Source organism: Tenacibaculum sp. XPcli2-G, from assembly GCF_024124505.1.
GTDB classification, from domain to species: Bacteria; Bacteroidota; Bacteroidia; order Flavobacteriales; family Flavobacteriaceae; genus Polaribacter; species Polaribacter mesophilus.
Genome location: NZ_JAMXSH010000005.1, coordinates 1 through 13,007, shown reverse-complemented (window position 1 = coordinate 13,007; position 13,007 = coordinate 1). Strand labels below are relative to the sequence as shown.

Annotated in this window: 12 protein-coding genes; 11 read left to right on the top strand and 1 reads right to left on the bottom strand. The window is 33.8% G+C overall.

The annotated features are described in order from the left end of the window. The first annotated feature begins 17 nt into the window (after positions 1–17). Complete coding sequence (locus tag NH341_RS13035) at positions 18–2,003, top strand: translation factor GTPase family protein (RefSeq protein ID WP_253057164.1); 1,986 nt, start codon at positions 18–20, stop codon at positions 2,001–2,003. On the opposite strand, the gene lpxK is transcribed toward NH341_RS13035, so the two are convergent. After that, positions 2,000–3,031: a tetraacyldisaccharide 4'-kinase gene (gene lpxK, locus NH341_RS13030; protein ID WP_253057162.1), complete on the bottom strand. Its 1,032-nt coding sequence runs from the start codon at positions 3,029–3,031 to the stop codon at positions 2,000–2,002. The two genes, NH341_RS13035 and lpxK, sit on opposite strands and share 4 nt — an antisense overlap. 101 nt (positions 3,032–3,132) lie before the next feature. On the opposite strand from lpxK, the gene NH341_RS13025 reads away from it, so the two are divergent. The 10 genes from NH341_RS13025 (at position 3,133) to NH341_RS12980 (ending at position 12,673) form a co-directional block, all read left to right on the top strand. After that, the gene (locus NH341_RS13025; RefSeq protein WP_253057160.1) at positions 3,133–4,227 is read left to right on the top strand and encodes a Nif3-like dinuclear metal center hexameric protein; all 1,095 of its coding nucleotides are present in this window, start codon (positions 3,133–3,135) and stop codon (positions 4,225–4,227) included. 3 nt (positions 4,228–4,230) lie between these two features. Next, positions 4,231–5,001 (top strand): zinc ribbon domain-containing protein, encoded by a 771-nt coding sequence (locus tag NH341_RS13020; RefSeq protein ID WP_047789597.1) that lies wholly within the window; start codon positions 4,231–4,233, stop codon positions 4,999–5,001. 147 nt (positions 5,002–5,148) lie between these two features. Then, a complete protein-coding gene (locus tag NH341_RS13015) occupies positions 5,149–6,546 on the top strand; it encodes an FAD binding domain-containing protein (protein ID WP_253057155.1) in 1,398 nt (465 codons plus the stop codon). Then, positions 6,546–8,807: a xanthine dehydrogenase molybdopterin binding subunit gene (locus NH341_RS13010; protein WP_253057154.1), complete on the top strand. Its 2,262-nt coding sequence runs from the start codon at positions 6,546–6,548 to the stop codon at positions 8,805–8,807. Before NH341_RS13015 ends, NH341_RS13010 begins: the two co-directional genes overlap by 1 nt. Before the next feature lies 1 nt (position 8,808). Next, positions 8,809–9,378: a GNAT family N-acetyltransferase gene (locus NH341_RS13005; protein ID WP_253057153.1), complete on the top strand. Its 570-nt coding sequence runs from the start codon at positions 8,809–8,811 to the stop codon at positions 9,376–9,378. A 129-nt stretch (positions 9,379–9,507) separates the two neighbouring features. Next, the gene (locus NH341_RS13000) at positions 9,508–9,882 is read left to right on the top strand and encodes a hypothetical protein (protein WP_253057151.1); all 375 of its coding nucleotides are present in this window, start codon (positions 9,508–9,510) and stop codon (positions 9,880–9,882) included. A 6-nt stretch (positions 9,883–9,888) separates the two neighbouring features. Continuing rightward, entirely contained in the window at positions 9,889–10,845 is a 957-nt protein-coding gene (locus NH341_RS12995) for an XdhC family protein (protein WP_253057149.1), read from the top strand. Beyond that, positions 10,842–11,444 carry a Crp/Fnr family transcriptional regulator gene (locus NH341_RS12990; RefSeq protein WP_253057147.1) on the top strand — a complete coding sequence of 201 codons (603 nt, stop codon included), beginning with the start codon at positions 10,842–10,844 and terminating at the stop codon, positions 11,442–11,444. Before NH341_RS12995 ends, NH341_RS12990 begins: the two co-directional genes overlap by 4 nt. A gap of 51 nt (positions 11,445–11,495) precedes the next feature. Beyond that, positions 11,496–11,945: a DMT family transporter gene (locus NH341_RS12985; RefSeq protein WP_047789591.1), complete on the top strand. Its 450-nt coding sequence runs from the start codon at positions 11,496–11,498 to the stop codon at positions 11,943–11,945. Further along, positions 11,942–12,673, top strand: a complete 732-nt coding sequence (locus NH341_RS12980) for a GNAT family N-acetyltransferase (protein WP_253057145.1) — start codon at positions 11,942–11,944, stop codon at positions 12,671–12,673. Before NH341_RS12985 ends, NH341_RS12980 begins: the two co-directional genes overlap by 4 nt. Positions 12,674–13,007 lie beyond the last annotated feature (334 nt).

The window sequence follows — 13,007 nt, the reverse complement described above, 5'->3', positions numbered from 1 at the left end:
TAAGATATTACTGATTAATGGAATATTCCAACACTCTTAACATAGGTATTTTAGCACATGTTGATGCTGGTAAAACTACCTTAACCGAACATTTATTATACCATACAGGAGCTATAAGAAATATAGGGAGTGTAGATAAAGGTTCTACTGTTACTGACAGTTTAGCACTGGAAAAAGAACGTGGAATTTCCATAAAAGCAGCTACCACTTCTTTTATTTGGAATGACACCAAAGTCAATCTGATAGATACTCCTGGACACGTAGATTTTTCTAGTGAAGTTGCAAGAACATTATGTGTGGTAGATGCTGTTGTTTTAGTTATTTCAGCTGTTGAAGGTGTACAAGCTCATACCTTAACTATTGCAGATGCTTTGCAAAAACTGAAAATTCCTACAATAATTTTCATTAATAAAATTGACCGACAAGGAGCAGATACAGAGAATGTTTTAGAACAAATAAAAGATGAGCTTCAAATTAAAACTGTGTCTATCTATACCAGTCATCATGAAGGATTGGACACTGCTTGTATTAATCCAGTTTTTCATAATAATTCGGCTACCAAAGAACAAAAAGAAGCCATTTTAGAAGAGTTAATTGAAACCGATGAAAATTTACTAGAACAATACTTAAATGGTCACACCATTACTGATGATCTCCATATAAAAACTATTGTAAAAAACACTTCCAAAGCTTTAATTTCACCTGTATTTACAGGAATTGCTAAAAACAACATTGGTGTAAAAGAGCTATTAGATGGTTTAACAAGTTTCATTAAACCAGATAAGAATACTGCCACACAAGAAACTTCTGCTTATGTATACAAGTTAGAGCATCATAAAACTCATGGTGTCATGGCACATGTAAAGGTTTTTTCGGGTGAGTTATCTTCTAAGTCTGTTATTTACAATCATACCCAAGCCGTAGAAACTAAAATAAACCAATCGAAAGTTTTTCATCATACCAAACACATAGACACTACTATTAAAGCAGGTGATATAGGAATTATTACAGGTGTTGTTGATACAAAAACAGGAGATATTCTTGGCAGCCCCGAAGGAATTCCTAAGCTCCCCGAATTAAATACTCCCGTCTTGAGTGTACAAGTGATACCTGATAACGATAAAGATTACAATGCTTTAGCGCAGGCTTTACAAATCATAGACAGAGAAGATCCAACGCTACAATTCAAATGGCATAAACCCGAAAAAGAACTGTTGTTATTACTAATGGGAGATATGCAAATTGAAGTACTTACACATGTTTTATTAGAACGATTTTCAATCCCTGCTACTTTTACAGAGCCTCAAATTGTTTACAAAGAAACCATAAGCAAAGCTGCAGAAGGTTACGTTCGTTATTGGATGCCTAAGCCTTGTTGGGCAATTATGACTTTTTTGATTGAACCCGCTCCTTTAAATTCTGGTGTTAGTTATCAATCTATTGTTTCTAAAAACGATATTCATAACAAATATCAAAACGAAATAGCTAGAACAATTCCTAAAGCTTTAGAACAAGGATTATTGGGCTGGGAAGTAACCGATGTAAAAATAACATTAATCAAAGGAGAAGATCATAATGTTCATTCAAGACCTGGTGACTTTAATTTAGCTACTCCAATGGGTATCATGAAAGGTTTACAAGCTGGTGGAACACATTTGCTGGAACCTTTAGTTCGCTTTGAAATAAAAACCAATGAAGAGTTTTTAAGTAAAATTATTTCTGAACTTACTACTAGAAGAGCTACAATCGACTCTCCTACTTTTCAAAATGAAATGATGCATCTTACAGGAACGATTCCTGTTGCTACTTCTTTAGATTTAAGTATTAAATTAAATACTCTTTGTAGTGGTCGTATACGTTTACGAATGGTTTTTCATGGCTATGATGTATGCCCTGAAGGAGAAGGAAAATCGAGAGACTTTAAAGGAGTAAATCCACTGGATGAAGCTCAATGGATATTACACCGTCGTGGCGCATACAAAGCTGACGAACGAGTAATTTAATTCACTTTCTTTATTTCATCCAACATTAAAGAATTAAAAGCTTTCTCTTCTCTTATAAAATGACTTTTTATAGAGATATAATTAAGAGAGTCAACCTTTCCTTCTAAACGCATATAATCTTTTTCGGTTGTTAGCATGATTTTTTGTTTAGACGGCAGCTCATTAAATATTTTTTCAATCTTTAAAATGTCTTGCTGAGTAAAATTGTGATGGTCAGGAAAGTTTAGATGCTTATAACTTACTTCCTTTTCTTTCAAAAAATTCAATAAAGGAGTCGGATTCGCAATTCCCGTAACTAACAAAACTTCCTTACCCTGTAAATCATCAATTGTTAACTCTTTTGTTCCTTTTAAATTCTCATCATAAACAATCGTTGTAAAGAACACTTTTTGATACGATTTCGGTTTTATCTTTCGTACTATCTTTTCTTGTTCTGTCTTCGATAAATTCTCAGGACATTTCGTAACCACAATCACTTTTGCTCGTTTAGCTCCTCTCCTACTTTCTCGCAAATTCCCTGTAGGCAACACAAAATCATCTACAAATAAATCGTTGTACTTGGTTAGTAAAATATAACTACTCGCTGTTACTTTTCTATGCTGATAAGCATCATCCAACAACACAACTTCTGGTGGATTCTTATGTTGTAATAACTGTTGGACCCCGTTCGTTCTATCAGCATCCACAGCTACGGCAATATCTTTTTTAAACTTCTTATAAAATTGTAAGGGTTCATCACCTACATCTTCGGCTGTATGGGTATCATTCACTATTTTAAAGCCCTCTGTTTTACGTTTATATCCACGACTTAAAACAGCAGTTTTATAATCATCTTTCAGTAATCGTATCAAATATTCAATCTGAGGAGATTTTCCTGTTCCTCCTACACTCAAATTACCAACAGCAATTACAGGAATATCAAAAGAAGTAGATTTTAAAATGCCTACATTAAAAAACCAATTACGAATCCTCGTAATTACATCATACAAAACAGCAAACGGAAATAATAAAAATCGAAGTAGCTTCATTACATCAAAAGTAATAATTTAAGCATTAATCTACAGGATACTTTTATTTTCATTTTTCTACTTTGTAACTTTGCTATATTAATACTTTGAAAATTACCCAAATGCAAATAAAAGACGTTACCAACTACATTGAACAACTAGCTCCGCTTTCGTATGCCGAAGATTTTGACAATGTAGGCTTATTAATAGGAAACTACGCTACTGAAGTAACTGGAGTTTTAGTTACATTAGATACCCTAGAAGAAACTGTTGAGGAAGCTATTACTAAAAATTGTAATCTTATCATAAGTTTTCACCCAATTGTGTTTAGCGGATTAAAAAAGATTAATGGTAACAATTATGTAGAACGTGTTGTGTTGAAAGCTATTCAGAATAATATTGCTATTTATGCTACACATACCGCCTTAGATAATGTAAACAATGGTGTTTCAGCTAAGATGGGAGAAGTTTTAGGCTTAGAAAACATGAAAACTTTGATTCCTAAAAAAGGAATCATAAAAAAACTAACTACTTATGTTCCTTTTGCAGAAGCTAATAATCTTCGTGAAAAATTATTTGAAGCTGGTGCAGGTAATATTGGTAATTATGATAACTGTTCTTTTAATGTAGAAGGAAAAGGAAGTTATAAAGGCAATGAAAACTCAAACCCTACTGTTGGTGAAAAGGGTAAATTGATGTTTGAAGAAGAAACCTGCATTACAGTAACATTCGATTCTTATTTAGAAGGAAAAATACTTTCCGCTCTCTTTAAAAACCATCCTTATGAAGAAGTTGCCTACGAAGTTATTACGCTGGATAACCAAAACCAAAACGTAGGTATGGGAATGATTGGAGAACTACCTTCGGCGATGAATGAAAAAGACTTTTTATTATTTGTAAAAGAAACCTTTAAAACTGGTTGTGTACGACATTCAGAATTACTTGACAAACCTATTAAAAAAGTTGCAGTACTAGGAGGTTCAGGAAGTTTTGCTATTAAAAATGCCATACGAGCAAGTGCAGATGTCTATATAAGTGCTGATTTTAAATACCATGAATTTTTTAAAGCTGAAAAAAGAATCTTACTTACAGATGTAGGACATTATGAAAGCGAGCAGTTTACAAAAAACCTTTTAGTTGATTATCTTAGCAAAAAATTTAGTACTTTTGCAATTATTTTAAGCGAAAAGAGTACAAATCCAATACACTATATTTAACAGATGGCAAAAAAAGAAGTAACGGTAGAAGAAAAATTAAGAGCGTTATACGATTTACAGTTAATCGATTCTAGAATTGACGAGATTAGAAACGTTCGCGGTGAATTACCTTTAGAAGTTGAAGATTTAGAAGATGAAGTTGCCGGATTAAACAAGAGACTTTCTAATTTAGCTGAGGATGTTAAAAATTTAGAAACTGACATTAGTAACAAAAAGTTAGCGATTGAAGAATCTAAAAACTTAATTACTAAATACGAAGAACAACAAAAAAATGTTCGTAATAACCGTGAATTCGACTCTTTATCTAAAGAAATTGAGTACCAAGAGCTAGAAATTCAATTATCTGAAAAGAGAATTAAAGAATACAAAGCTAAAATTGCTCAAAAGAAAGAGGTTATTGATAACACCAAAGAAAAATTAGCTAAGCAAGAAGCACATTTAGCTCACAAAAAAGGTGAATTAGATGCTATCTTAAAAGAGACTGAGAAAGAAGAGCAATTATTAAAAGAAAAGTCTGAAGAATTTTCTCAATCTATTGACAAGCACTTATTAACGGCATACAAAAGAATTAGAACTAAAGTAAGAAACGGTTTAGCTGTTGTTGCTATTGAGCGTGGAGCTGCAGGAGGTTCTTTCTTCACTATTCCACCACAGGTACAATTAGAGATTGCTAACCGTAAGAAAATTACAATTGACGAGCACAGTGGTCGTATTTTAGTAGATCCTGCTTTAGCACAAGAAGAAAAAGAAAAAATAGACAGCTTATTTGCTTAATATTTTTCTTAAAATATATAAAAAGCCTCCAAAAATTTGGAGGCTTTTTTATTGCTATCAGTTTTGATAATAAAATTAGTGACAATTAAAAATCAAAGCTCCTCACTTTTCACCTAACGTTACATTTTCGTATCTTGCATTCTGCTTATGATACAATTTATATTAAATAATCAGGTAATAAAAACTACAGCAAACGCTGGTATTACCCTACTCGATTTTATTCGAGAACATCAACAATTAAAAGGTACAAAAATAGGATGTCGTGAAGGTGATTGTGGCGCTTGTACCGTTCTAATCGGTGAACAAAAAAACGGTAACCTTAACTATCAAAGTATAACTTCGTGTATTTCTCCTTTGGGAAATGCTAACGGAAAGCATATTGTTACGGTAGAAGGTATCAATTTACCAAAAGAACTGAATACCGTTCAAAAAGCAATGGCCGATAATTATGCGACACAATGTGGTTTCTGTACTCCAGGATTTGTGGTTTCTATGACTGGTTATGCTCTTGACAACAACCAAACAACTTCTTGTAACGATGCTGTCAGCGGAAACATTTGTCGTTGCACAGGGTATAAATCGATTGAAAAAGCTGGTTTTGAAATAGAACAAAAACTGCAACAAAAAGACAAAAACCATCAAATTGATTGGCTAATCAATGAAGGTTTTATTCCTAATTATTTTGAAACTATCCCTGAAAAATTAGCACAAATACAACCAAAAACCTTTGAAAAAACGGGAATAAAAGTAGCTAACGGAACCGATATTTATGTACAGCATGCTGATAAAATGGCGGAAGAAGATGTACATTTATTAACCGATAAAAACGCTTTAAAAGAAATTTCTTTTACCGAAGGATTTTGTACACTAGGTGCTAATACAACAGTGACCGAAATAGCAGAAAGCAAACAATTACAAACCCTCTTTCCTAAACTCAAACAATTTTTGAAACTTGTTTCTTCTGAGCAAATCAGAAACATGGGAACCATCGGTGGTAACTTTGTAAACGCCTCACCTATTGGCGATATGTCTATTTTCTTTTTAGCATTGAACTCAATGGTAACCATTCAAAAAGAAGATGGAAATATGCGACAAATTCCATTTCAAGAATTTCATCAAGACTATAAAAAGTACGATTTACACGAAGGTGAAATCTTACAATCAATACAATTCAAAGTTCCACAAGCAGAAGACTTTTTTAATTTTGAAAAAGTAAGCAAACGAACACATTTAGATATTGCTAGTGTAAATTCCGCTGGAAAAGTTTCTATAGAAAACAATACAATTACAGATGCTCATTTTTCTTTAGGAGGTGTCGCAGCTATTCCAAAATATTTATCCAATACCAACACCTTTTTAATAGGAAAAACAATCAATTCTGAAACTATAAAAGAAGCAGAAGCTATTTTACAGTCAGAAATTTCGCCTATTAGCGATGTTCGTGGAACTGCTGACTATAAGCGATTGTTGGCAAGACAATTATTTTTTGCTCACTTTTTAGAACTATTCCCAAATCATGTAGAACTTAAAAAATTGATTGCCTAATGAAGACGATGAAAAACATTGACAGCTTTACACATGTTAGAGGGGAATCGTTATTTGTTGACGATTTAATGCTAAGACAGGATACCTTATTCGGCTTGGTGTTCGACTCGCCAAAAGCACATGGAAAAATCAAATCGGTAGATTATTCAAAAGCAGAAGAGCTAGAAGGTGTAGTAAAAATATTTACCTATAAAGATGTCTTAGGAGAAAATCAAATTGGAGGCATCATTCCCGATGAACCCTTATGGGCAGAAGATGAAGTCCATTTTTGGGGACAACCGATTGCTTTTATTGTTGCAAAAAGTGAAGCTATTGCTAAAAAAGCTAGAGCCTTAATTACCATAGATATTGAAGAACTTCCTGTAATCACAACCGCAAAAGAAGCCAAAGAAAAAGGTAGTTTTATCAATGCTCCTCGTTCATTTAACTTAGGAAATACCCAAAATGCTTTTACCGAATGTGACTATGTGTTTGAAGGCGAAACTTTTTCGAACGGACAAGAGCATTTGTACCTCGAAACACAAGGTTGTTATGCGGTTCCTCAAGAAAACGGAAATATAAAAATTACTTCCTCTACGCAAGGCCCTACTGCTGTACAAAAAACAGCGGCGAAAGTGTTGGGTATCCCAATGCATAAAATTGAAGTAGATGTCATCCGTTTAGGTGGTGGTTTTGGAGGAAAAGAAGATCAAGCAACTCCTTGGGCTGTTATGGCTGCTGTGGCAGTGCAACACTTAAACCGCCCAGTTAAATACATGCTGAATCGTCATGACGATTTGCGTATGACAGGAAAACGTCACCCCTATTCATCATTTTATAAAATAGGACTCACCAAAGACTTAAAAATTAAAGCCTTTGAAGCTGAGTTTTTACAAAACTCAGGTGCTGCGGCTGACTTATCACCTGCTATTGCTGAGAGAACTTTGTTTCATGCTACCAATAGCTATTTCGTTCCGAATGTACATACTACCGTGTATAGTTGTAAAACCAACTTACCTCCTAACACCGCTTTTCGTGGTTTTGGTGGTCCGCAAGGTATGTTTGTTATTGAAAGTGCTATTGCAGATGCCGCTGATAAAATCGGAATCAACAAAAGAAAAATACAAGAAGCAAATCTATTAGCTGAAAACGATGAGTTTTCTTACGGGCAAATTGCAACCGAAGTACAAGCACAAAATTCGTGGTTTAGTGCAAAAGAGCAATATCAACTTGAACAGCTAGAACAAGAAGTAGCTGACTTCAATAATAAGAACGACAGCTACAAAAAAGGAATTTCATTAATGCCTATTGCTTTTGGTATTTCGTTTACCAATACCCCGATGAACCATGCACGTGCTTTGGTACATATTTATCAAGATGGAAGTGTTGGTGTTTCTACAGGTGCCGTAGAAATGGGACAAAGTGTAAACACCAAAATATTACAAGTAGCACAAAGTATTTTAGGAATTTCGCCAGATAAAGTAAAACTAGAAACCACGAACACTACACGCGTTGCCAATACCTCACCTTCTGCAGCAAGTTCAACTGCCGACCTTAACGGAAAAGCAACTGAAATGGCTTGTAATTCGTTAGTTGAACGACTAACAGAAGTTGCCGCTGACATGCTCTCTACCAAAAAAGAAAATATCTCTTTTCAAGAAGATGCTGTTTTTGTAAATAATAAAAAATCAGAGCTAACATGGGAAGCTTTAATTGCTGAAGCGATGCTTCGTCGTGTGGCGCTATCTGAAAATGCACATTATGCTACACCAGTTATTCATTTTGATAAAACCAAAGAAAAAGGACATCCGTTTGCCTACCATGTATACGGTACTGCAATAACAACAGTTACTGTAGATTGTATCCGTGGTAATTATGAAATTGACAGCGTAAAAATTGTACACGACTTTGGTAAAAGTATGAATATAGGCATTGATTTAGGGCAAGTTGAAGGTGCTTTGGCACAAGGAATTGGTTGGATGACTATGGAAGAAATCTCTTATAATAATGAAGGACGATTATTATCGAATGCCTTGTCTACCTACAAGATGCCTGATATTTTTTCAGCTCCCAAAACAGTAGAAACCATTCCGTTAAAAACGGAAGGGAATCAAATGGCTATTAAAAAATCGAAAGCGGTTGGTGAACCTCCATTAATGTATGGAATTGGGGCTTATTTTGCCATCCAGCAAGCGGTAAAAACCTTTAACCCTAATTATAAATTAAAATTCCACGCTCCTTTTACACCCGAAAAAGTGTTGATGGGATTGTATGAAAAATAGAATGACATACGCAATAAACGAAAGTATTTTTGATACGTTTCCTAAATTAGAAAGTGAAAGACTTTTATTTAGAGAATACACAAAGGCTGATGCCTCTGAACTGTTTAACGTTAGAACTCACCCTCAAGTTTCTAAATACCTAGACTCTGAAGTTCCGCAATCTCCCAAAGACATTGAAAAAAGAATAGCACTCATTCAGCAAGCTTTTAAAGATAAAAACGGAATTACTTGGGCTATTACGCTCAAAGAAAACAATACTCTTATTGGTGATTTTGGAATATGGAGATTAGACAAACAAAACTTTAGAGGTGAAATAGGCTATGTATTAAACCCTGATTATTGGGGAAAAGGTTATATGAAAGAAGCTATGAACACCTTAATTCACTTTGCTTTTCACACATTCAACCTTCATAGTTTAGAAGCCAACATAAACCCTAAAAATCAAAATTCAAGAAGTATTCTTTTAAAATTAGGTTTTCAAAAAGAAGCCTATTTTAGAGAGAACTACTTTTATAATGGGAAGTTTTTAGACAGCGAAATTTACTCGTTATTAAAATCAGATTTCGTTTAATTAAAAATAGACAATATCAAACTACAATACACCAAACAGAATATATTTAGGGGGGCGTTAATTTATAGTATTGGAGACACCATTGCATCCCTTTTACTAAACGAGTTTTCAGTATACAGACTCCTCGGAATGGTACTTATTGGTGCTACTGTTTATGCTTTTGAAATACCCAATTATTTTAATTGGATAGAAAAAAAGACAGCCAACAATAGCGGACTCAGAAAAACTATAGCGAAAACAATATTAGCGATTGCCTACTTTAATCCATTTTGGATTTTTAGACATTTACTGTTTATCAAGTTATTTTCTGGGAATTTTGAACAAATAACCAGTAACTTATTCATTGTTGCCTGTTGGTCGTTTTTAGTGAACATCCCTATTTCATTTATCGCTAATTTTATCATTCAAAATAAAGTAAAACTCGATTGGCGTTTTTTAGCCAGTGCTATTTTTTCAGCACTAATGGCTATTTATTATGCCCTAAGCGAAACCATTTTTAAGTAAACTTTTATGGAATTCTGGCAACAGTTACATACAAAACTTCAAAATAAGCAGAAGGTATACCTTCTAACGGTAATTGAAAACCTTGGCAGTTCTCCAGGTCGAAAAGGCTTTAAAATGTTAATTACTGAAGATGGTTTTATTTTCGGTTCTGTAGGTGGTGGTGTTATGGAGTTTGCGCTCGTTGAAGAAGCAAAACAACTATTACAACAAGAGAATCCGCCAACATTTATAAAAAAACAAATCCATAAAGGAAATATCAAAGATGGTTCTGGGATGATTTGTTCTGGTGAACAAACTGTGGCCTTTCATTGCTTAGATGTTAAGCATATTTCAATAATTTCAACTATTATTTCTTCTTTACAACAGGGTAAAAAAGGAACATTACATTTATCTCCTACCCTATTTGATTTTACTTCTCATACTCTAGAAAATCAATTTGAGTATAACATTAACTCGAAAGAAGATTGGTACTTTAAAGAACATATTGGTTTTAAAGAAACCTTATACATTGTAGGTGGTGGTCATGTAGGTGTTGCTGTTTCTGAACTTTTTGTAAAACTTGATTTTTATGTGGTGATTTTTGACAATCGAGAAAACCTTAACACTTTAGAAAACAACCAAACCGCTCATAAAAAACAGGTTATAGATTATAACAATATTGAAAACTATATAGAAGAATCTTCTTCAAGCTATGTAGCTATTATGACCAATAAATATACTGATGACAAATTGGTATTGAGTAAGCTTCTAAAAAACAACTATAAATTTCTAGGAGTTTTAGGTAGCAAAGCCAAACTACAAACGATGTGGGAAGTTTTACAAAACGAAGGATTTACTCAAGAAGAATTAAACAAAGTTCACGCACCTATTGGACTTTCTATAAAAAGTGAAACCCCTGAGGAAATAGCAGTAAGTATTGCAGCACAAATCATTCAAATTAAAAACACCGAAACGAAACAATGAATCAACCTAATGAATATAAAACCTTTTTAACAAGAGTTTTTAATCGTTATGCTACTGTGGGCGACGACTCCATTTCTTCTTTGTTTTCAACTGCAAAAATTCATGATTTAAAAAAAGGAACTACCCTATTACCTTTTGGTAAAATATCAAAACACGTTCATGTTCTTTATAAAGGAGCCGTGGTTTCGTGTTTTTTACATAAAGATGGTACAGTATACCACAAAAACATTTTTTTACCAGAGAGTTTTGTAGGTTCTGTAGTATCGTCACTTACTAATACACCTTCTCAGTTTTCTTTAGAGGTTATAGAAGACTCAACCATTATTAGTTTTTCGTATGACACCTACAGACAACTTATTAGAGAAAACCATGATTTACAAAACTTTTACATCGCTTATCTTGAAAAGAACTGGGTAATTGATAAAGAGAAACGAGAAATTGATATTGTTTTAAAAGAAGCTAAAGAACGATATCTCGATTTTGTAAAGGCTAATCCAAACATAGAAAATAGAATACCCTTACACTATATTGCCTCTCACTTAGGTATCACTCCTACTCAATTAAGCCGAATACGTAAGAGCATAAAAAAAACTGTATAGCAATCAACATATGTAAAGAAAAAGGTGTTATTTCCTTTCCATCTTTGCAGTATGAAAATATTCTTTTTATACTTTTTGGCCTTTATTGGTGGAGTTTCACTAGCTGTTCAAGCAGGATTTAACACACAATTAGGTGCTATTGTAAAGCAACCTATTATTGCTGTTATAGCCACCTCTATAGCTAGTGCTATTTTTGGGTGCTTATTCATCTTTCTATTCAAAGAAGAAAGTATTCAACTAACTATAGCGCAACAAGTACCTTGGTATTTATGGTTTATTGGCGGACTTTTTAGCATGATTGGTATTTCTCTTTATTTTTACACCATACCAAAGCTAGGAATTTCAAAAATGATTGCTTTTGGCTTATGTGGTCAATTGATTTTTTCGTTATTCGCAGGAAAATTTGGTTGGTTAAACCTACCTGTTGAGCCTATAACTACCAAAAAATGTATTGGAATTATTTTCATGGCAATTAGTATTCTTTTAATCAACTCAAAATGAAAAAAATAGCATCAAACATTAACAATTTAACCTCTTTATGGAAAACTGCTGCGACTCCATATCAAGGATATTATAAAGAAACATCTTTTGAAAGCGCTTATATTGAAAATGCCCAATGGCCTAATAGAATTTGGACTAACCTCTCTCCTTCTAAAAACCAACTAAAAGAAGTACAGCAACAAATGTTAGTAGAAGATAAGTATTTTACATTTTCTTTATTTACACTATCAAGTCAAGAAAATAATATGGAACTTGACGCTAAAATTCAGTTAAAGTCAACACAATACGGAATGAGTTTAGAGCTAAACGAAAAGTTCGAAACGCAAAGACAGATCGATTTTAAAAGAGTAAAAAACAAAGAAGAAGCTGGTATTTGGAGCAATACTTTTTTTAAAGCCTTTAATTACGAAATAAGCACAGCAACCATTTTAAAAACTAAAGAAACCATCCCCTACTATCTTGTTTATTTTGAACAAGAGCTTGTAGGCACCATAATTTTATACACTATTAATACTGTTGCTGGTTTACATAGCTTGGGTATTCTTCCTGAAAAAAGAAAACAAGGTTTTGCTACCGAAATTATGCGTCACACATTGAATAAAGCTATTGACAACAACTTATCCTTAGCTACGTTGCAAGCCTCTGAAATGGCTAAAGAAATGTATTTAAAACTAGGATTTTCTTTAGACTTTTTAATGGAGAACTATATACTCAATACAACAAACTAACAATTTTCTACACAATACGAATATTTTATCTTTTTTTGTTGTTTGGTGTTACTCCCATTATGCAGTGAATGACACTCCCCTTAGGCAAGTGGTGTTGATCCGATTAGGCTTCGTGTGTCGACCCGATTAGGCTTCGTGTGTCGACCCGATTAGGCTTCGTGTGTCGACCCGATTAGGCTTCGTATGTCGACCCGATTAGGCTTCGTATGTCGACCCGATTAGGCTTCGTATGTCGACCCGATTAGGCTTCGTATGTCGACCCGATTAGGCTTCGTATGTCGACCCGATTAGGCTTCGTATGTCGACCCGATTAGGCTTCGTATGTCGACCCGAT

What these genes read in the sequence shown, in the direction of transcription:
- NH341_RS13035 (WP_253057164.1), top strand. Translation starts at nt 18, where the DNA reads ATGGAATATTCCAACACTCTTAACATAGGTATTTTAGCACATGTTGAT.
- lpxK (WP_253057162.1), bottom strand. Translation starts at nt 3,031, where the DNA reads ATGAAGCTACTTCGATTTTTATTATTTCCGTTTGCTGTTTTGTATGAT.
- NH341_RS13025 (WP_253057160.1), top strand. Translation starts at nt 3,133, where the DNA reads ATGCAAATAAAAGACGTTACCAACTACATTGAACAACTAGCTCCGCTT.
- NH341_RS13020 (WP_047789597.1), top strand. Translation starts at nt 4,231, where the DNA reads ATGGCAAAAAAAGAAGTAACGGTAGAAGAAAAATTAAGAGCGTTATAC.
- NH341_RS13015 (WP_253057155.1), top strand. Translation starts at nt 5,149, where the DNA reads ATGATACAATTTATATTAAATAATCAGGTAATAAAAACTACAGCAAAC.
- NH341_RS13010 (WP_253057154.1), top strand. Translation starts at nt 6,546, where the DNA reads ATGAAGACGATGAAAAACATTGACAGCTTTACACATGTTAGAGGGGAA.
- NH341_RS13005 (WP_253057153.1), top strand. Translation starts at nt 8,809, where the DNA reads ATGACATACGCAATAAACGAAAGTATTTTTGATACGTTTCCTAAATTA.
- NH341_RS13000 (WP_253057151.1), top strand. Translation starts at nt 9,508, where the DNA reads ATGGTACTTATTGGTGCTACTGTTTATGCTTTTGAAATACCCAATTAT.
- NH341_RS12995 (WP_253057149.1), top strand. Translation starts at nt 9,889, where the DNA reads ATGGAATTCTGGCAACAGTTACATACAAAACTTCAAAATAAGCAGAAG.
- NH341_RS12990 (WP_253057147.1), top strand. Translation starts at nt 10,842, where the DNA reads ATGAATCAACCTAATGAATATAAAACCTTTTTAACAAGAGTTTTTAAT.
- NH341_RS12985 (WP_047789591.1), top strand. Translation starts at nt 11,496, where the DNA reads ATGAAAATATTCTTTTTATACTTTTTGGCCTTTATTGGTGGAGTTTCA.
- NH341_RS12980 (WP_253057145.1), top strand. Translation starts at nt 11,942, where the DNA reads ATGAAAAAAATAGCATCAAACATTAACAATTTAACCTCTTTATGGAAA.